This is a genomic window from Saccharolobus solfataricus, assembly GCF_900079115.1.
Taxonomy (GTDB): Archaea; Thermoproteota; Thermoprotei_A; order Sulfolobales; family Sulfolobaceae; genus Saccharolobus; species Saccharolobus solfataricus.
This window is the reverse complement of sequence record NZ_LT549890.1, coordinates 2,510,819-2,529,071: the sequence shown is the minus strand read 5'-3', so window position 1 is coordinate 2,529,071 and position 18,253 is coordinate 2,510,819. Positions and strand designations below refer to the sequence as shown.

Here is an 18,253-nt window from a genome sequence, read left to right as displayed (position 1 = left end):
CTTAACTTTAATTTATTAAAACTTTTGCCCAATAACGATCATACTTTTTTAAAAAATCATAAATTTATAATGATTTACCTACCGTTTGCTAGTTAGAAAAATGTATATGGTTGTAGATAGTATTATGAGTATTATGTCTAGAACAAAAGCTATTAAAGCTGGCCCAGTAGTTACCGGTAATGGTCTACCTATAAGCGGTGCTGGGAATACTCTAGTTAAAGTAAGGAGTAGATAATTTATCCACCAGTATATTACTTCTAAGAGATAGATAATTTTCAAGGTAAAGAGTCTAAATGAAAGTATGAATAGTATGCCAGCAATAATAGCTAGGATTGAGTCAAAAAGGAAGAATGCCCTAATACTATATGGTAGAAATCTTATACTATATAACGGCAAATGATCAGCAGTCCATGCAAAACTAGCTATCCCTGCAACTACTCCTAAGGCTAATAAGGAAATCGAAACTCTAGGCATATGACATTGTGTAATTCAATAAATAATAAGATTTTGCCCAAATCTTTAATTAGATTGAAAATACTATTTGGGAAAAGATTTAAATTAATATGAAAAGAGGAGGATATTGGCGAAACAATGAAAATCAGCAAAATAGGACTTATAATAGTAGGAATTTCTATACTAATTCTGATAATCGGTGGAGCATTTTTTGGAATGGCTGCCACATCACATCAACCAGCGACTTCAACAAGCCATATGACAACCTACACATCTACAACTTCACCTAGCACATCATCTTCTACTACAACTACTACATCAAGTTCTAGTGGAGCAGTATGGGGTTGAACAGAAAGCTACTTGTTTTTGGTTTTTCTTTTTCTTCCATAGGTGGACCTTTAGCATTAGTTGGACAATTCTTAGAAAACGTAAACCCATTTGAAGTAGTCTTATCTGTTCTCATATTTTCACCCATAACTTTTCTTGTATACTATTCTATGAATAAAGTATGGGATAAAGGTGGACTTTACGATTATGTAGTCAAATTTACTCCAAAACTCTCCAGTTACTTCCTATACTTCTGGTTTTTCTCATATTTCCTTTATTTAAGTTATACTGTAGATTATATAGTATATTATATACTAAATCTGGACGGATTTACAGCTATACTGCTTACAATTGGAATAGCGGGATCTATCGCAATGATAACACTTCTAGATAGGGAGTTAGAATTCCTATTTGTCTCAGCAATCATACAAATGTTATTTATACTCCCTATAAATTGGCATCTTAAATTCATGAACCCTTATGAGCTAAGCTTTACTAACATTCTCTCTACCTCTCTCTTATACATCTGCATAACACTTACACCGTTTATAGGAAATGGTAGCAAAGAGGGAATTAATAGTGTAATTCTAGCGTATTTAATAACTGGAGCCATACTGTTTTTAGACTCATTTTTTAACATTCCTAAAATAATATATCTTATTTCATCATTTAGTACATTCTCGTTAATTGTAGTAGAATTTTATTCATTGAAGAGCGTTCTATCGAAATTCAGCATTAAGAGTAGAAAATATCTCGTTTTAGGATTCTTAGGATTTACACTTACTAGCCTAATAAATCCCTATATGTATTATATTTATACGATTGTCCCATCTTTGACGGCACTTTATATATCGCTAATAATCTTCTTTATCTCGATGACCTTTTCAATTAGAAATGAACTGAAACTACTAGGCTTCATAAGTTTAGGATTAATTGCGTATGGTCTCTATAGTTCATTGCAATTGTCATCCTATTACTTACTTCTGGAACAAATTATCATAATTATTATAATAGGCGTAATTCCGCTACTCAAGAATCGACTTTTCTATCAGTAGATATTGCCAATAGTTTCATATAGAGATAACCTCCCACAGCTTGCAACAAACCCCCTATTTCCAATGGTAATGAGTATGAAATATCTAATAAGTAACCACTAATACCAGAGCTCATCTGGGATAGCCTTGTCGCCAAACCTTGGAAGCTTGAGGCAGTACCGAAATCTTCAGCAGATACCCCTCTAACATTAACTGCACTTCTATTTGGTGCTCCAATCCCAGCGTTCAATCCCCTTGCAATGTATAATCCAGCCGCTAAAGCTAACCAAGGCGAAAAGGCCATTGCGATTAGGAACACTCCATTCAGTATCCTAGTTATCGAAGCGACTTTTAATGGGTCAAACATTATTTTATTTGAAAGCAGTGAACCTATCGCAGTTGTTAAATAAGATATCGTAAAGATTAATCCTATTTCAAAGGAATTAGCGTGAAAAGCTAACTTATACCATAATGGAAGTAGCGGAATAGCTATACCTAGTCCGAATCCAGTTATTGAGTTTGAAACTATGACTTTTGAAATGTATTTCATACTAGATTTTTTCATAACTTTTGAAGTCTTTTTAGGCCTTTTAACCTCTTTAACAAGGAGTAATGATATTGCCGAAGCTAAGAGTAATGCAAATGATAGGAAATATAGTAATCTATATCCCTCAACGGAATTACTTATATAGGACCTTATTGAAAGGAGAACACTCCCTCCTATTCCAGCTAAGGATGAAGCTGACATTAGGAAACTTAATCTTCTCACTCTTTCCTTTTCTTCACTCCAATTACTAGCTACCAGTGCAGTTAAACCCGGTGAAAATACCCCTCTTATACCTCCCGCAGCTCCTCCAACTCCCCCTATTATAAGAGCTGCAAAGATTAGCGTTTGGTTTATCGAAAGCGCAAGTAGCATTGACGCGATTGCGGCCAATATTTCCACAAAGATCAAGACTTTTTTGTAACCGATTCTATCACCTATGATACCTAGGGCTAAATTGAGAGTTGATGAGAATCCTATTGCACCTAGAAATATTATTCCTATAATTTCTGGTTTCACGCCAATTGCGGATAAATATAGTGAAGAGGAGAGAGTTATGTAAATTATACCAATGCTTCTTAAAATTCTTGACAGTAAAAGAAAAGTATAGCCGTAATCGTCTTGCAAAAAATCACCTATATTACAAGAGAATTTAGTAGTTTAACTATTTTTCGTTTTATCTTCTGTCTCTAGCTAAATTAAACTTAATAAGGAAAACATTGAGTATTAACTTATGCCATTATGCCCATCATGTGAAATGAAATTTAACTCGTGGGAGGATCTAGCCAAGCACATGGATTTAATTGCAAATACCAATAGTGACAAATCTCATGTAATGTGGCTAAATAGGAATATATCTATGAAGAGAATGGAGGTCAATGAACTAGCAAACGCCTTGGAAAGGTTCTTCTCAACACCAAATAGCTTATCGATGTGGATTAGGACTAGATTTATAGAGAGATTTTATGGAGACAACCCTCATCCGTTTATTGTAGCAATGCAAAATCCTACTAAAGGAGTGTTATTAGGTTATGTAATTGAACATCAACATTTTTTGAAGAATTGGGTTAAGGTATTATCATCAATAGTATTCAAAACTGATAAGGATGACGTTCTGCAATATGAACTGGAGAATATCTCAGTTGAGTTTATAGGATATAATGGTAGGCCAGCTCACTACGAGTTATTATTAAGAATGGGAGAAGCCTTAGGAATGCCGAGAGAGAAAATATTATCAACACAACCATTGCCCTCTACACAATCTGCTATAAAGACATGGAGGAAAATTGCTGAAAGTAAAACTTGGTTAGAGACCATGGCATCAATGCATAGTCTCGAATTAGTGGCTGATAGAAGTTTAGTTAAATATGGAGCTAAATTACCCTATTTTAATCCAGAAATACTTTCTTCTGATGAGTATCCCCAAGCTGTTAAAGACTTTCTAAGAGAAGGATATGAGGCTGATGTTTCACATGCGGGAGAAGCTCTAGAAATGGTTGAGAAGTACACAGAGGAAATGGAAATGAAGGAACAAGTGCAAATTACTGTTCTTAAGTCGTTTGACGCTTTTTCAAAGTATTTATTAGCCAGATTAGAGAGAGGATTCGAAATAGAACCAAGTTTACTAAAGAGGGTGATTAAATGAAGATTATTGTTAATGGAAAGGAGGCTGGTACAAAGGAGAAAGGTTGTGCTCTATGCGGAGGAACTTGGGGAGATTATTATGAGGAGATCGATGGAGAGAAGTTGTTCTTCTGTTGCGATATATGTGCGTTAGAATTCGTAAATATGGTGAATGAGGTCAAGAAAAGAACAAACTGGAGTAAAATTGATGAATTAATAATCAATGGGAATTATTATACAGGAAGGACATGCTCAGCTAAAAGTGGAAATAAGGAGTATAAATTTTACGTTAAGTTTAACGATGAGGCTGGAATAGAGACTTTTAAAGAGTTAGGCTAATGGTTCACATAAGCCATTTTCTTTTAACACCATTTTATTTTTAGGCTCACTTAAGGATCTACAGAATACTTTCACATTATCGACTTTGACTAGACAAAGCCAATACTTATCTTCAAATCCCTCTGGAGTAGCAGACAATTTCCACGATGTTAGTAGTTCCCCCTCTCTTATATTATCCTTAATGTTAAATTCAGTTGAATAACACCTTGGACATCTGGCCCTCTTAACCCAAAACGAATAACCGCAATTTTTACATACATAGATCAAGGCTCATCACCGTAAATTATTACAGTTGCGGAATTTCCGAAACCAGCCATACTTAGGGATAGCCCAACTCTAGCATTTCTAACTTGCCTACTTCCCGCTTGATTCCTAATTTGTAAAAATGCCTCAACTGCTTGGGCTATACCACTTGCCCCTATTGGATGACCTTTAGAATTTAACCCTCCACTAGTGTTTATTGGCATTTCGCCATTAATTTTGGTGTAGTCGTCGTAATATGCTTTCCATCCTTCTCCTTTCTTTAATAAGCCTAACTCTTCAGCCTCAACTATTTCCAGAACTGTGGCCATATCGTGAAGCTCAGCGAAATCAACCTTATCAACCTTTGCCATTTTCCTAGCGGTCAATCCAGCAATTCTCACCGCATTCATTGTTAATATATCCTCACGTTCAGATAAATATGACGTATCTGAAGAAGCACCCATACCTTTTATAAATACAGGCTTCTTGGTAAAACTATAAGCGTCCTCATCCCTTACCATAACTATTGCTGAAGCCCCATCACTAATTGGGGTAAATTCGTAAAGGGTTAAGGGATCTGCTATGATAGGGGAATTCAAAACTTCCTCTAATGACACCACCTTCTGTATGTGAGCAAAGGGATTTAAAGATCCGTTATAGTGATTTTTGACTGCTACTAAGGCAAAGGCTTCTCTGGACGCGTTATATCTCCTCATATACTCCTTAGTCATTAATCCTGCTAGTGAAGGTAGAGTTAGTCCGACAATTTTTTCCTCCGGTGATAATAATGAGGCTATGACAGATGTAACTTGTTTGGTATTCTTCTCAGACATCTTCTCGACTCCTAAGACTAATACAGTTTTAGTAATTTTAGAATCAAGTAGTGATTTAGCTACCAATATTGCAGAACCCCCACTTCCACTAGTATTATCGACCCTAATTGATGGTACTTTATCTACTGATAAATAAGTTGTAATTAAATTATTTATCCCAGATAAGGAGTTAAACTCCCCAGAATAGCTGTTAGAAACTACTACAAAATCAATTTCGTATTTCCCTATTAATGGTAATGCAACCTCTCCAGCAAGCTCTAATAAGCTCTCCTTTCTCTTTCCGAATCGGGTTATGCTTGCGTCAATAATTGCAACCATTCATGTGAGATTCCACATTTAAAATATAAAATTGAACTTCCAATAAAGAGAACATAAACTTCATTTCTAGAGCAAAAACAACAATAGTACTTGTTAATAAGAAATGTTTATATTTTTTAAGAAAGAGTATAATGATAATGGCAATATTCATAGTTCTTTCTAACCTTACCGATAAGGGGGCTGAGACTATAGCAGATAAGCCAGAAAGAATAAAAGAGGTGAATGAGGAATTGGCTAAAATAGGGGCGAAAGTAAAGGAGCAATATGTAGTATTTGGTGATATAGATTTCATTAACATAGTAGAAGTGGATAATGTTGAAACGTTCCTTAAAGCCTTAATAGAATTGAATAGTAGAGGCACTGTAAGGACAAAGACCTATTTAGCGATTTCTGTTGATGAAGCGATAAGGGCTATTAAAACCACACCACCTATTGGCCATCCGCATGAAAGGAAGTAATTCTCAAATATAATACATTTTTTGTTTCTCATACTGAGATAAGTATAACAATCTTTCCTTTAGGGATGGATGCGTTCTAAATGAGAGAACGCTTTTTTCATCAACAATGTGATTTACAATGAACTCCTTAGCCAAGAATATCTGTATTGGGGGGACATATCTTAACATGTTAGTCGGAATACTTCTACTTAAATATCCAATTTTTATTAGGGAACTCTCCAACCAATAAGTTATATCAGGATTCACCTTTACTGCAGTTAAATCAGCCCTCTTTTCTATTTTCCTATGCACGTAAAAGACTGATGGCAATAAGATGACAAAGTATATTATTAGGAAAAATAGGGAAACTAAAGGCAGATAATAAATAAGCGCTGCATAAATGGAATTAATGGAAAATATTGTAAGTAACATAACTTCTGGATCGTAATTCTTTATATGGGCAATTTCATGAGAGAGAACTGCCGCTAACTCCTCTTGGACTAGACTTTCATACAGTGGTGAAGTAACTGCTATTCCTCTAAAAATTATATTGCCAAAGGCAAAAGCGTTAAGGAAATTATCATTTATAATGTAAACTTTGGACAGTTTAACGTTATATTTCTTTGAAAGATCTTCTACCATAAAGGTAACATCTTGAGGAGCTCTTCTCATCTTAAATACAAGGATCATTATAATTGGAGAAATGAGGTACCAGAGACTAAATACTAGCCCTATTTGGATTAGAAAGAAATAGGGTATATTTATATTTAAGGACGATATTACTATACCAATTACTAAAATAGAGAAGAAGGATGCTAGATAATATTTCCACCAATACGTGGTTATAGAGTGCACACATATTACTCGCTCTAAAAGTTTATAAAACGATAAGATAATCAAAGTTATTACTTAGAGCAATATACTAATATTATGAAACCAGAAGACTACTACTATTCGATTAAATTAGTACCAGAAATAACAATAGAGAATGGAAAACTATTTCACGTAGAGACATGGATAGAAGAGGATAAATACAAATCATCAATTTATTTGAACCTCAAGAGGATAACTTTTCAAGGAAATGAATCATCACCTAAGTTCAATAATGATAAGCTTTACTTTATAAGAAACGAAGAGGCTAAATCATCCTTACTTGAAGCACAACTCTATGGCGAGCCTAAAGTAATATTTACATTTTCTGGCAAAATATCCAAATATGAGTTCCATAATAAGGGAATATTAGTGATAGCAGAGGAAAACACAGATAAGACATTACCTTTTAGAGCCGAGAAGATAAAGTATAGGTTTGATAGCAGAGGTTTATTGAGAGCTAGGCAATCACTTTACCTATTTGATGGTAAGGATCTGAGAAGGCTCGTTACAGGGAACTTTGACGTTACAGATTTAGCTACAAACGGTAATAGGGTCGTAATTTCAGCAACTAAGGACGGAGATGATTATGGATTAGGAAATTTGTATGAGGTAAATATAGAAACTGGGGAGTTAAACAGAATAACGAAGGAGGATGGGACTGTACAAGCAATAGCTATGAATAGCGAGGGGAAAATAGCGTTTTTAGGGCATAGGAAAGGGCTAACCCCATGGGCTTCTCTCGAAATAATGCTACCAGAAGAAGGAAAGAGTTACATGTGTGGAAAGACTTGCGGAAATAAAGTGTTAACTGATTTATTTGATGGCGTAAAGGATAGGATCGTATTCGAAAAAGATCTAATACTCTCCTTAGGTCAAGAGGGAGGTACGTCACATATTTATCAAATCTCTGATAATAAGGTAGATAAGGTAACTAGTGGAAATATAATGGTAAGAGGATTTGATTATAGTAATAGTGAACTAGCTTACTTCTATTCCACTCCAGAAAAGCCTGTAATATTAAAATATAGAGATATAGAATATGATCCGAACCCTAACATCAAAGGATACACTCCAGAGAGAATAACAGTAAACTCTAACGGAGTAGAAGTGGAGGGATGGAGTATAATTAAAGATCCTAACGCACCAACAATATTATTCATCCATGGGGGACCGCATATGGCGTATGGTTATGGTTATTTCATAGAATTCCAGTTCTTCGTAGATAATGGGTTTAACGTAATATATGCAAATCCTAGAGGCAGTCAAGGATATGGGGAGGAATTCGCCAAGGCTTGTGTGGGGGATTGGGGTGGAAAGGATTTCGAAGATCTAATGAACTTCGTGAATACCGTTAAGGAAAGGTATAGTTTAAAAGGTAAATTCGGTATTACTGGTGGTTCTTATGGAGGCTTTATGACCAATTGGATAGTAACGAAGACTAGTATGTTTTCGGCTGCAATTAGCGAAAGGAGTATATCGAATCTAGTTAGTATGTGTGGTACTAGTGATATAGGTTTTTGGTTTAATGCGATTGAATCCGGGATTGCAGATCCATGGAGTACTGAAGGCATTGAGAAACTAATGAAAATGTCGCCAATTTATTATGTGAAAAACGTTAAAACACCTACCATGTTAATTCACGGAGAGGAAGATTATAGATGCCCAATTGAACAAGCTGAACAATTTTATGTTGCATTGAAGATGCAAGGAGTCCCTACAACGTTGGTAAGATACCAAGGTGATAGTCATGAACACGCTAGAAGAGGGAAGCCTAAGAATATGATAGATAGATTGAAGACTAAATTAGAATGGTTTAGTAAATATTTACTCTAATCAATATCTCTTTCACATTCCTTATTTATGGCTGAAAGAACATCTCTCAAGGTAACTACACCTATTATTTTCCCGTTTTCATTAATTGCTAATAAGTGAGTGATGTTATTCTTCATCATAAACATAAAAGTATCTATCAAATCCTCCTCTCCATTTATAGTAATAACGTTTTTTATCATAACCTTTGATACCGGCTCATTTTGTGAGATCCCCTTCCCAAGTGAACTTAAAATTATACTTCTAGTTACTATGCCTATGATCTCCTCTCCTTTACTATCGTCAACTATAAGCGCAAACTTGACTCCTTGTTTATCCATACGTTCTAATGCTTCGGAAAGACTAGTATGTCGGGCAATTCTTATAGGTCTAGTATTATTGAAAACATCTTTAAGTTTCATAGATTATTTTTCTCTCTCTACAACTTAAACTTTATTTATCATTAACAATGTTTAACAATTGTGCTTTATAACAAGAAAACTTAAAAGACATATATAAAGAAATAGATCATTTTGTATAAGAAAAAAATATATAGATTAACTTGATCCAGTACCACAGCCGCAATAGCCATATTCGTCTATTTCAATTCCACATATTGGGCATATGTAACCGGAACCTTTTACTTCTTCAGCCTTTTTTCCATATATTAGCAGATGAGGGTCGAAGTATAACTCAATTAAATTTGGTAAAGCTTTCTCATCTTCTTTTGTAATTTTTGTGTCAATAGCCTCTGTAATTCTAAACTTTAAAGTTTTCTTCTCTAAAGCTTTCTTAGCCAGTTGTTTAGATGAAATTTTCCCCTTAATAACTCCTCTGCGGTCAACAACTTCTATCTCTTCATCAGTTATACGGAGTGCTATCTCCTCGACTTCCTCATCTTCATATAATCTCTTAACTTCTTGCATAGTGGTATTTATACTGTTTATAGTATTTAAACTTTTACCTTCATAACTTTCATAGAAATAAGCGCGTTACTATACAGAGAATTTTTCTTTATCGCTTAACCAATAGAACAACTAATTATATAAAAAGAAATGAAATCGAGCTATACACAACAACTCATTTTACTAACGTCACCGGTAAAAGCTAACGCTGCTATTCTTAAACTTTCTCCCATTGTGGGAAAGACATGTATTGTATCGATCAAGTCATCTATTGTAGCCCTAAATCTAAGTGCTAATGCTGCCTCATTTATCACTTCAGCTGCGTATTTACCAAACATCTGGACACCTAAAATGTTCCTAAACTTCTTATCTATAACCATTTTTATTAATCCGTAATTTTCCCTTAATATCCTCGCTTTAGCTATATTATCCATTTTTACTACCCTTTGGTCTATATCATAGCCTTCTTTTACTGCTTCAAGTGCAGTGAGACCAACTTTAGCTACATTCGGCTCTATAAACACAACTTGAGGTACACTTAACATATCAATCTTTCTATGCACATTCATTATTGCGTTCTCTGCCGCAATTGAACCTTGTCTGCCAGCTAGAGCTTCCAACATAGGACCGCCAATTACATCTCCTGCGGCAAATACATTAGGATTTGAGGTTCTTAGTTCTTCATTAACTTTTATGCCTCCCTTATCGTTTAATTCGATTCCTGCTGCATCTAAATTTAAATCTACATTGGGCTTTCTTCCGGTAGCTAACAGAATTTCATCAGCCTCAACTTCACCCTTATCAGTAACTATTATCTTTCCCCCGTTTCCTTTTCTAACCTCCTTAACTCTCACATTTGTAAAAATTGGAATACTATCATTCTCCTCTAAATAGTTTTTAACGGAAAGGGAAATTTCAGGCTCCCAATCCGGTAATATTCTTCCGCTCCTTTGAAGAATTGTAGTATCAACTCCTAGTCTCTTATACATTTGTGCGAACTCTAACGCCAATGCCCTTCCGCCTATAATAGCCAAGGATGATATTGTCTTGTCTGGTGATAAGGCTTCCACATTAGTCCAAAATCCAACTTCAGTTAAACCCTTTATGTTAGGTATATTGGGAGAAGAGCCTGTGGCTATTATAAACTTTTTAGCCTCTATTATCTCACCATTTACTTTAACTGCATTAGGTGAAGTAAAATATGCTTTACCAATTTTTAATTTGATATCATATGAATTTATCACATCCTCGTATTTTTCCTTTCGCAGGGAATTTACGATTTCAGCCTTGTCTTGAAAGGCTTGGAAAAATTCTGGAAACAACTTTTTTCCTATTACTTTTGAAGAGTAATTGTACAATTCACCTATTCTCAACATTCTCTTCGATGGAACACATCCTACATTAACGCAAGTTCCGCCTATTTCTCCATAACCTACAACCACTGGCTTTATTCCGAGTTCATTTGCCCTAATTAACGCCGCAAATCCAGCTGCGCCGTATCCTATGATCACCAGATCTTCCACTATCTATCCCTCTCTAGCAACACGATGATACTCCTTCCTTAAATCTTGCCTCATATTTATCGGCACAATGAGAGCAACAGAAGTAATGTTCTTTACCATTGATTTCCCTTACATATATTTCATCTTCGGATAGTTTAACGCCGCAGTTCTCGCATTTTAACTCGTCTTGTTTCAAATTTAACCTTAGATTAACCATCTAGTTCACCTATTTATGATTCTTATCAACTAATATAAAAATCTTTCATATGAACATATGTTCATAGAAAGACTTATTTTCACCTATTGACATTATAAAAGTGTGGAGCCTCTTACAAATGAATTGGAATCACTATTCTCTGCCCTAGCAGATGGGACGAGATTGAGAATAGTGCTCTTTCTATTAGACAAGGGACAAGCTACTGTAGATGAAATAAGCAAATCGCTGGGGAAATCGCAATCTTTAATATCTCATCATATGGCTTGTCTGAGAAATTGCGGAATAGTTAAGGTTAGAAAGGATGGTAAGTTTTCGTACTATTCAATATCAACACCGGAAATAATTGAACTAATAAAACTATCCATAAATCATGTCAAAAAATACAGCCAATCTATCTTATCTTGTGATGTTCTAGCAGAGGAGAAAGGTCAAGTTAAATTATCTCATTAGAGTACCATATGTGCTTAGGTTTACTCATCTCAACTATGAAGCAAGCATCCTCTCCCTTCTCTTTATGCATTAATTGGTGATTTAGAGCTTTAGAAATTGGTAATATTTGATTACACGCTTTACATCTTAACATGACCTCGTCGTATTCTGATAACGAAACTCGAGGTAAAAGCGGAAGAATGTCTTCATTACCAATTACTGGTAGCTTAGTGGGTATAATTTTCCTACTGCTCATAAATATATGTTTATGAAAAGATCAATAAAAACTTTATTCAATAATTAGACGTTAAAAAGCTTAATCTCCACGTTTCCAAATCAACGCATCATCACTTTTTCTCCTAATCATAAGTACCCTATGGAGTGGAATTATAGTATCTTCTCCTTTAAGATACAAATAATTGTTATCTACAGTATAAATATCCGTAAAGGGGATCTCTTTTAGTCCAGTCTCAGTTAACTTATCCTTTATCACAATGACGTAATCGTCAATCTTCTCCTTATATTTCCATCTAACCCTATTTATCGCATCCTTAATTTTCACAAGATTATATATAAGGAAGAAGTTTTTAGTTTTTATAGGATGAAGAGAATGGCGATTTTTCGCCATTATGATTGGTGAATGGCCGGGCGCATAACTGATATAAACTGGGAAGAGAATTATCTTACAAATGCCAAAACAATGTCCGAAGTGCGGGTATATTAATCCAGATGACGCGAATTATTGCAGTAAATGTGGGTATCCTCTTCAATACCAGCCGATAATATCTACGAACCCTCCCTCAACACCTTCACCTACGTCTCCTAATCCCTTACAGCCAGATAGGCTATCTACTTCGTTCAATATCCTTACAAAGAACCTCTCAATTATATTTCCGCCGATAATAATGTTAATAATAGAGGTTATATTATTAGCGCTTTTCGGTGCAATAACTGCTGGAATAAGTTTGATTTCACCAGTAGCCTTTACAGTTACAGCTCTAATATTTAGTATAATTATAGGGATTGTAGATGCGATTATTTTCAGCATAACAGTTCATACAACCACTTACATGGCTAGAGATGCAGTTATGGGAGCTCAACTCAATTTGAATAACGCTTTTACAAATGCTAGGAACACCTTAAGTAGATTATATCCTATAATTGCTATTCTAATAGTATTAGGAATACTATTAGGGTTAAGCAGATCCCTAGGGTTAGGCTGGATAATAATGGGACTCGTTGGAGTCTTACTATATATAGTTTCAGCTGCAACAATCTTAAATAGACCAATGAGCTTGTCTGAAACAATAAACTGGTATTCAAGGGCGTTTGGTGTAGATGCTGGCGGGGCAGTAGTTATACTAATCGGATCGTTACTTAGCTTAATACCAATAGTAAATATATTCGCCATACCTTATACTTCAATTTTAACCTATTTAATGGTAAGAGACATCAGCTAATTTGTGGAAAGTAAAAATTTTAATTTTATTAATACCTTGAGAAATCGTTATAAATAAGGTAAATCATTACTTTATTATAAGTGACTGTTAATGAGAGGTATTTCTGAGGCTATAACTGTAGTATTTCTTATTTTAGTTACATTAATTGCAATTGCAATCGTTACTATCTACTATCTACACATAGTTAACGCAAATCAATATGGTTTGTATCAAGAACTTAAAAATTACTATATTGATAGTGGCCAAATTTTGAGTGTAGTATATTACCATCAAATAAATAATCATTCGTATTTTTATGTTGAAAATATTGGAAATTTACCGATAAATATCACTAATATTTACGTTAATCATACTATTGTAAAATTTATAATATATAATAATACGAATACCCAAATTAAGATATTGTATCCGAAAGTAGTTTACGTGATTGAAGTCTACGATAACACTACCAATATAATAATACAAACTTCCAATAATAACTTGATACAGTTGGAGGCTTAGAAAATGAAGGGACAAGCTTCAGTAATTGCAATGGTAGTAATCTTCTTCTTGATAATTGCAACAATAGGCTTAATACTATATATCAGCGTCTCGTATGAAAACTTACAGAAGGAATATATACAAGTTTCCCAAATACTTGCAAATAAGGCTAAAGAGAATTTACTAATAGGATATGTAAATAGTTCCTTGTCAATATATAACGCTGGATCAGTAGTGACTACAATTGTTGCTATATTATTAATAAATAAGACCAATGTGACAATTGTACCGGAAAACATTGTAATACCACCCAATTCCAACGTTATAATACACGTTAAGACTGCTAACGGATACGTTATTGTAACATCGTATGGAAATAGTTTCTATATTGCGCCATCTTCTGGGAAAAAGTAAAAAAGGAGAAATAAGAGAAATATCTGTATGCAAAAATATAGAAAGGGTTTAGAGAATGCTTTAGTTACCGTATTACTAATATTAGTAGCAATTGCAGCAGTTAGCCTAATCAGTTATTACTTCTTCGGCGTGCTTAGGCATAGTATGATCACTACTGGATTAAGTATAAGTAATGTCCAGATGGTCGGAGGAATTTTAACTGGGGATTTGATTAATCAAGGAGCTAGTAATATAACCAGCATAACAATTCAAGTGCGTCCTCAAAATAACGCTACGGTTATATCAAACTTTACCAATTCCAGTTTAAATATACCACCCGGTCACTCTTATGCCTTTACACTAGCTGTACCTAAAGCAATAGAAGGCAATAATTATGTTATTACTGTGCTTGTTAAGTACGATAATGGGCAAACCTATGCTACATCAGTGGAAGTTATCGACCAATAAGTAACAATAAAGTATTTTATTTTTATTTTTTTAAATAGGTATATGGTACTTATTGGTAAAAAGAAATCACACAATAAATTTGAAGAATTATCCTATTATCTTCAATCACTTGATGAATCTGGAATAATATCCCTTAAAGCTAGCCTAGATAACCGAAATATCGTAGAGCATTATACACTAAATAGCTTTGACGTTGAAATTTACATTGCCGAAAAGGATGGAATTGGCTTCTACTTAGTAAATGAACCACAACTTGATCAGAGAGAAAACAAAATCTTATTAGCAATACTCGATGGCTTGATATACTCCGCATCAACCGCCGTATCGAACAAACAAATTGACTTAGAAAAGCTACAAGAAGATGTATTAAAAATTTCAGCCAAATTAGGAGTAATAGGCGACGTGAAGAGAAACTTAAAGAAGTATATGTACTATATCACTAGAGAAATAAAATATTCGATATTACAAGCACCAATGAGTGATCCTTTCGTCGAAGAGATAGAACTAGTATCTCCGACTACACCAATTTCAGTAGTACATAGTAGACATAGTGAATGGCCTAGATTGGAGACTAACATCGTTTTAGGGAGCGAATTAAAGGTAAGGAGATTAGTAGAGAGGCTGGCATCGCTAGGTGGGAGAAGTGTAAGTACAGCTACACCACTACAAGATTTCATGTTACCGGAGGGACATAGGGTCGCTGTGAGTTACGGTGAAGAAATAAGTAGGGGAACGACATTTAATATAAGAAAATTCCCTGAAAAACCTCTAACGATAATTGATTTGATATATAAGTATGGGACATTAAGCGATTTAATGGCAGTTTACTTGTGGATAATTGCAGAAGCTAAGTTATTTACATTTCTCGTAGGCCCTACTGGTAGTGGAAAGACTACGGCATTGAACGCATTATTGATGCTACTTAATCCGTTAGCGAAATATTTAACTATTGAGGATACACCAGAACTAAAATTGCCACATAAATATTGGATACAATTCTATACTAGGCCATCAAACTATGAAGGAAGTAAGGATATCAGTTATTATGAGCTAGTCAGACTTTCCTTAAGATACAGACCAGATTACATTATAGTGGGGGAAGTTAGAGGTAAGGAAATAGAATGGTTAGTTCAAGCTGTCGCCAGTGGTCATGGTGGACTTACAACCTTTCACGGATCTAATCATACTGACCTAATAACAAGAATTAGCGGATTATTAGGTCCAGAGCTCTCATTACAATTCAAACAACTAATTTCAGTAATCGCAATCATAAAAAGAATTGAAACTGAGGATAGAAAGATGAATAGGAAAATGATATCTATCGTCGAAAATGATGGAAATGGATTTAGGGAAGTATTTAGATATGACTATGAAAGAAAGAACTTTGTTCCAGATAATTTAAAAGAAATTACTAGTATACAGCTAGAAAGATCTAGAGAACTATTAGGCTGGAGTAGGGATAAGTTGTATAGGGAGATTGAAAACAGATTACTACTAATAAGAGGGCTTGCCGAAAAGGGAGTTTATGACTATGACACATTAGCAAGAGAGTTAGTCAAGTATTATACAAATGGTGATAAGAGTGACTGAGAGAAGAGTTAAATTAGCTAGTATAATCTCATACGATTTCTTATTTCTAGTTTTACTATCAGGCTTACTAAACTTAATTATTACAATATTTAGAGAACGTCTCCTATATGTGCTTTCTAGTTTTTTCCAATATATCGTGAGTAACCCTTCGGTAGCACTTGGGGATGCGTTGGGTTTTATATTCGTTCTTCAAGCATTACTTCTAGGCCTATTTATTGGAGGAATAGTTATTTTAAGTATAAGCTTTACAATAAATTTGACGCGAATAAGGAGTGAATATGAAGAGGGCGTTCCATTATCAACCATTCTAAGGTCTAGGATAATTACAAGTAGTAGATTAGGTATCATAGCAAATTGGATAAGTGAGCGTAGTAAGAGATATATTAACGCGAGTGCTGATTTGGAAAGTCCTACTGAGGTTGGCGTTAGATACGTTGCATATTTTTTAGTCTCATTACTTGTCGTAATACCGGTATCATTAGCACTTAGTATAGCATTACTCTCTCCTCTACCATTTCTATTAATATTTTTTCCGTTAACTTTTATCTTTTATCCAGAACAGAAATACAAGAGTAGGGCTAGAGAAATAAGAGACGATATTCAAGATGAGATACCTTTCTTTGTGACTCTAATCACTATCATTAATGCAAGTGGTACAACCATATATGAGGGAATGAGAAAAATTTTACAATTTCCAATATTTAAAGCTATGAAAAAGGAGGCATTACTCATTATAAGGGATATAGAATTCTTTGGAAAATCCCCGCTAGATGCTCTGGAGCATAGATCTCGATTAACACTAAATAGAGATTACTCTTGGTTTTTAGCTGGCTATTCTTCGATCATAAGAAGTGGTGGCGATATTGAAGCATATTTGTTCCAAAAGGCTAGAGAGTTTCTCAATTGGCTCCAATTCCGTTGGAGGTTTTACTCTGAAAGGACTTCGTTCCTAGGAGAGTTAATAGTGATCTTATTCCTTATTTTCCCCATGTTCTTAATTGCATTAGCCTTCTTCACAAGTGGTGCAGTTATATCATTTTTGCTCATAATACCTATATTATTTGGTACAATATTATATACAATTACAGCTAATAATAGACCTAGATATATGGATAGTATAGGTCTCACCAAGTTACAGTTACTAATAGGATTTATCGCTGCATTATTAACAGCAGGGGTAATCGAAATATTTCTTGATGAAATATATTACGCAATTGGTTTAGGGCTCTTATCGTTCTCTCTAGCATCAACAATATTCATGTATAACCAAATAAGAGAAATTAACGATGTTGAAAACTCGTTACCGCAATTTCTAAGAGATATTACAGAGTTCAGAAAGATAGGTTACGATCTAAGTAGGGCTATTAAGACATTGGCCGAGGAAAAGAGATATAGAAGGGAGTTTAATAGGGTACTAAATGAAATAACAAAACAAGATTCCATGGGGATTCCAATAACTAGAGCTAAGATAAATACTAGAAGCTGGTTGGGTAAGTTCTCTCTTACCACTGTCCAGATACTAATAGAAAGCGGTGCTGTAAGACCAGATCTACTGGAGTATTTAACTGAATTTACACTTAATTTTATACAATCAAAGAAGGAGGCATTCTCAAGAATGAGAGCTTATCAAGTTTTAGGAATTCTAACACCACTCCTTCTAATAGCTACAATACTTATAGCTATTGTGATTATTGACTCATTCACAATAGTAACTTTACCGACAAATACCGTAGGTTTACCACAATTCCCAAACATCATTAGTCAATTTATTTTATCTCCGGTGATACTTGCTGAAATGTTCATATTCATTTTAATGTCAACTTTTGCCATAGGATTACTGGTAACTAAAGCACTATATGGCACTGTACAATACATGATAATGCCAGCAATTGGATTAACCCTAGCAGTGCTCTCAATACACTTCTTCAGCGTAATAGAACCGATAATCTTGAAATTCTTCTCGATATAAACGTTTA

At 34.5% G+C, this 18,253-nt stretch carries 24 protein-coding genes; 13 read left to right on the top strand and 11 right to left on the bottom strand.

Annotated features, from left to right (window positions below):
* Positions 1-78: 78 nt before the first annotated feature.
* On the bottom strand, positions 79-474 hold the full coding sequence (locus tag SSOP1_RS13505) for a hypothetical protein (protein WP_009988630.1): 396 nt from the start codon (positions 472-474) through the stop codon (positions 79-81).
* Between the two features lie 117 nt (positions 475-591).
* On the opposite strand from SSOP1_RS13505, the gene SSOP1_RS13500 reads away from it, so the two are divergent.
* Positions 592-801 (top strand): hypothetical protein, encoded by a 210-nt coding sequence (locus SSOP1_RS13500; RefSeq protein ID WP_009988629.1) that lies wholly within the window; start codon positions 592-594, stop codon positions 799-801.
* Entirely contained in the window at positions 792-1,835 is a 1,044-nt protein-coding gene (locus SSOP1_RS13495) for a hypothetical protein (protein ID WP_009988627.1), read from the top strand. The genes SSOP1_RS13500 and SSOP1_RS13495 overlap by 10 nt, the downstream gene beginning before the upstream one ends.
* Here the strand turns inward: SSOP1_RS13495 and SSOP1_RS13490 are convergent.
* Positions 1,810-2,985 (bottom strand): MFS transporter, encoded by a 1,176-nt coding sequence (locus SSOP1_RS13490; protein WP_009988626.1) that lies wholly within the window; start codon positions 2,983-2,985, stop codon positions 1,810-1,812. The two genes, SSOP1_RS13495 and SSOP1_RS13490, sit on opposite strands and share 26 nt — an antisense overlap.
* Positions 2,986-3,091: 106 nt before the next feature.
* Here SSOP1_RS13490 and SSOP1_RS13485 point away from each other — a divergent pair, with 106 nt between their 5' ends.
* Complete coding sequence (locus tag SSOP1_RS13485) at positions 3,092-4,003, top strand: thiaminase II/PqqC family protein (protein ID WP_009988625.1); 912 nt, start codon at positions 3,092-3,094, stop codon at positions 4,001-4,003.
* Positions 4,000-4,320 (top strand): TA0938 family protein, encoded by a 321-nt coding sequence (locus tag SSOP1_RS13480; RefSeq protein ID WP_009988622.1) that lies wholly within the window; start codon positions 4,000-4,002, stop codon positions 4,318-4,320. The genes SSOP1_RS13485 and SSOP1_RS13480 overlap by 4 nt, the downstream gene beginning before the upstream one ends.
* On the opposite strand, the gene SSOP1_RS13475 is transcribed toward SSOP1_RS13480, so the two are convergent.
* Together SSOP1_RS13475 and SSOP1_RS13470 are read right to left on the bottom strand one after the other, a co-directional pair.
* A complete protein-coding gene (locus SSOP1_RS13475; protein WP_009988621.1) occupies positions 4,312-4,587 on the bottom strand; it encodes a zinc ribbon domain-containing protein in 276 nt (91 codons plus the stop codon). The genes SSOP1_RS13480 and SSOP1_RS13475 overlap by 9 nt on opposite strands.
* A complete protein-coding gene (locus SSOP1_RS13470; RefSeq protein WP_009988620.1) occupies positions 4,584-5,714 on the bottom strand; it encodes a thiolase family protein in 1,131 nt (376 codons plus the stop codon). The genes SSOP1_RS13475 and SSOP1_RS13470 overlap by 4 nt, the downstream gene beginning before the upstream one ends.
* Positions 5,715-5,851: 137 nt before the next feature.
* On the opposite strand from SSOP1_RS13470, the gene SSOP1_RS13465 reads away from it, so the two are divergent.
* Positions 5,852-6,172 carry a GYD domain-containing protein gene (locus tag SSOP1_RS13465; protein ID WP_029552493.1) on the top strand — a complete coding sequence of 107 codons (321 nt, stop codon included), beginning with the start codon at positions 5,852-5,854 and terminating at the stop codon, positions 6,170-6,172.
* Between the two features lie 3 nt (positions 6,173-6,175).
* Here the strand turns inward: SSOP1_RS13465 and SSOP1_RS13460 are convergent, their stop codons facing one another.
* Positions 6,176-7,006 (bottom strand): M48 family metallopeptidase, encoded by an 831-nt coding sequence (locus SSOP1_RS13460; RefSeq protein ID WP_009988617.1) that lies wholly within the window; start codon positions 7,004-7,006, stop codon positions 6,176-6,178.
* A 75-nt stretch (positions 7,007-7,081) separates the two neighbouring features.
* Here SSOP1_RS13460 and SSOP1_RS13455 point away from each other — a divergent pair, with 75 nt between their 5' ends.
* A complete protein-coding gene (locus SSOP1_RS13455) occupies positions 7,082-8,857 on the top strand; it encodes a S9 family peptidase (protein WP_009988616.1) in 1,776 nt (591 codons plus the stop codon).
* Here SSOP1_RS13455 and SSOP1_RS13450 read toward each other — a convergent pair.
* The 4 genes from SSOP1_RS13450 to SSOP1_RS16645 form a co-directional block, all read right to left on the bottom strand.
* The gene (locus SSOP1_RS13450; protein WP_009988615.1) at positions 8,854-9,255 is read right to left on the bottom strand and encodes a CBS domain-containing protein; all 402 of its coding nucleotides are present in this window, start codon (positions 9,253-9,255) and stop codon (positions 8,854-8,856) included. The two genes, SSOP1_RS13455 and SSOP1_RS13450, sit on opposite strands and share 4 nt — an antisense overlap.
* Positions 9,256-9,390: 135 nt before the next feature.
* On the bottom strand, positions 9,391-9,759 hold the full coding sequence (locus SSOP1_RS13445) for a hypothetical protein (RefSeq protein ID WP_009988614.1): 369 nt from the start codon (positions 9,757-9,759) through the stop codon (positions 9,391-9,393).
* Between the two features lie 140 nt (positions 9,760-9,899).
* Entirely contained in the window at positions 9,900-11,261 is a 1,362-nt protein-coding gene (merA, locus tag SSOP1_RS13440) for a mercury(II) reductase (RefSeq protein ID WP_009988613.1), read from the bottom strand.
* A 13-nt stretch (positions 11,262-11,274) separates the two neighbouring features.
* Complete coding sequence (locus tag SSOP1_RS16645; RefSeq protein WP_014511429.1) at positions 11,275-11,457, bottom strand: eL24 family ribosomal protein; 183 nt, start codon at positions 11,455-11,457, stop codon at positions 11,275-11,277.
* A 102-nt stretch (positions 11,458-11,559) separates the two neighbouring features.
* On the opposite strand from SSOP1_RS16645, the gene SSOP1_RS13435 reads away from it, so the two are divergent.
* A complete protein-coding gene (locus SSOP1_RS13435) occupies positions 11,560-11,907 on the top strand; it encodes an ArsR/SmtB family transcription factor (protein ID WP_009988609.1) in 348 nt (115 codons plus the stop codon).
* Here SSOP1_RS13435 and SSOP1_RS13430 read toward each other — a convergent pair.
* Both SSOP1_RS13430 and SSOP1_RS13425 read right to left on the bottom strand, forming a co-directional pair.
* Entirely contained in the window at positions 11,891-12,142 is a 252-nt protein-coding gene (locus tag SSOP1_RS13430; RefSeq protein WP_009988608.1) for a hypothetical protein, read from the bottom strand. The genes SSOP1_RS13435 and SSOP1_RS13430 overlap by 17 nt on opposite strands.
* Before the next feature lie 60 nt (positions 12,143-12,202).
* The gene (locus SSOP1_RS13425; RefSeq protein WP_009988607.1) at positions 12,203-12,448 is read right to left on the bottom strand and encodes a DUF504 domain-containing protein; all 246 of its coding nucleotides are present in this window, start codon (positions 12,446-12,448) and stop codon (positions 12,203-12,205) included.
* A 127-nt stretch (positions 12,449-12,575) separates the two neighbouring features.
* Between SSOP1_RS13425 and SSOP1_RS13420 the strand changes: the two genes are divergently transcribed.
* The 6 genes from SSOP1_RS13420 to basF all read left to right on the top strand — a co-directional run bounded on the left by SSOP1_RS13420 (position 12,576) and on the right by basF (position 18,246).
* Positions 12,576-13,346, top strand: coding sequence for a zinc ribbon domain-containing protein (locus SSOP1_RS13420; protein ID WP_010923956.1), 771 nt, complete (start codon positions 12,576-12,578; stop codon positions 13,344-13,346).
* A gap of 84 nt (positions 13,347-13,430) precedes the next feature.
* A complete protein-coding gene (gene basA, locus SSOP1_RS13415; protein ID WP_029552492.1) occupies positions 13,431-13,847 on the top strand; it encodes a bindosome assembly system protein BasA in 417 nt (138 codons plus the stop codon).
* A gap of 3 nt (positions 13,848-13,850) precedes the next feature.
* Positions 13,851-14,240 carry a bindosome assembly system protein BasB gene (gene basB / locus SSOP1_RS13410; protein WP_009988602.1) on the top strand — a complete coding sequence of 130 codons (390 nt, stop codon included), beginning with the start codon at positions 13,851-13,853 and terminating at the stop codon, positions 14,238-14,240.
* A 27-nt stretch (positions 14,241-14,267) separates the two neighbouring features.
* A complete protein-coding gene (gene basC, locus SSOP1_RS13405; protein ID WP_009988601.1) occupies positions 14,268-14,687 on the top strand; it encodes a bindosome assembly system protein BasC in 420 nt (139 codons plus the stop codon).
* Between the two features lie 42 nt (positions 14,688-14,729).
* Entirely contained in the window at positions 14,730-16,277 is a 1,548-nt protein-coding gene (gene basE / locus SSOP1_RS13400; RefSeq protein ID WP_010923955.1) for a bindosome assembly system ATPase subunit, read from the top strand.
* Positions 16,270-18,246, top strand: a complete 1,977-nt coding sequence (basF, locus tag SSOP1_RS13395; protein WP_009988599.1) for a bindosome assembly system membrane anchoring protein BasF — start codon at positions 16,270-16,272, stop codon at positions 18,244-18,246. The genes basE and basF overlap by 8 nt, the downstream gene beginning before the upstream one ends.
* Positions 18,247-18,253 lie beyond the last annotated feature (7 nt).

What these genes read in the sequence shown, in the direction of transcription:
- SSOP1_RS13505 (WP_009988630.1), bottom strand. Translation starts at nt 474, where the DNA reads ATGCCTAGAGTTTCGATTTCCTTATTAGCCTTAGGAGTAGTTGCAGGG.
- SSOP1_RS13500 (WP_009988629.1), top strand. Translation starts at nt 592, where the DNA reads ATGAAAATCAGCAAAATAGGACTTATAATAGTAGGAATTTCTATACTA.
- SSOP1_RS13495 (WP_009988627.1), top strand. Translation starts at nt 792, where the DNA reads ATGGGGTTGAACAGAAAGCTACTTGTTTTTGGTTTTTCTTTTTCTTCC.
- SSOP1_RS13485 (WP_009988625.1), top strand. Translation starts at nt 3,092, where the DNA reads ATGCCATTATGCCCATCATGTGAAATGAAATTTAACTCGTGGGAGGAT.
- SSOP1_RS13480 (WP_009988622.1), top strand. Translation starts at nt 4,000, where the DNA reads ATGAAGATTATTGTTAATGGAAAGGAGGCTGGTACAAAGGAGAAAGGT.
- SSOP1_RS13470 (WP_009988620.1), bottom strand. Translation starts at nt 5,714, where the DNA reads ATGGTTGCAATTATTGACGCAAGCATAACCCGATTCGGAAAGAGAAAG.
- SSOP1_RS13465 (WP_029552493.1), top strand. Translation starts at nt 5,852, where the DNA reads ATGGCAATATTCATAGTTCTTTCTAACCTTACCGATAAGGGGGCTGAG.
- SSOP1_RS13455 (WP_009988616.1), top strand. Translation starts at nt 7,082, where the DNA reads ATGAAACCAGAAGACTACTACTATTCGATTAAATTAGTACCAGAAATA.
- SSOP1_RS13450 (WP_009988615.1), bottom strand. Translation starts at nt 9,255, where the DNA reads ATGAAACTTAAAGATGTTTTCAATAATACTAGACCTATAAGAATTGCC.
- SSOP1_RS13445 (WP_009988614.1), bottom strand. Translation starts at nt 9,759, where the DNA reads ATGCAAGAAGTTAAGAGATTATATGAAGATGAGGAAGTCGAGGAGATA.
- SSOP1_RS16645 (WP_014511429.1), bottom strand. Translation starts at nt 11,457, where the DNA reads ATGGTTAATCTAAGGTTAAATTTGAAACAAGACGAGTTAAAATGCGAG.
- SSOP1_RS13430 (WP_009988608.1), bottom strand. Translation starts at nt 12,142, where the DNA reads ATGAGCAGTAGGAAAATTATACCCACTAAGCTACCAGTAATTGGTAAT.
- SSOP1_RS13420 (WP_010923956.1), top strand. Translation starts at nt 12,576, where the DNA reads ATGCCAAAACAATGTCCGAAGTGCGGGTATATTAATCCAGATGACGCG.
- basB (WP_009988602.1), top strand. Translation starts at nt 13,851, where the DNA reads ATGAAGGGACAAGCTTCAGTAATTGCAATGGTAGTAATCTTCTTCTTG.
- basC (WP_009988601.1), top strand. Translation starts at nt 14,268, where the DNA reads ATGCAAAAATATAGAAAGGGTTTAGAGAATGCTTTAGTTACCGTATTA.
- basE (WP_010923955.1), top strand. Translation starts at nt 14,730, where the DNA reads ATGGTACTTATTGGTAAAAAGAAATCACACAATAAATTTGAAGAATTA.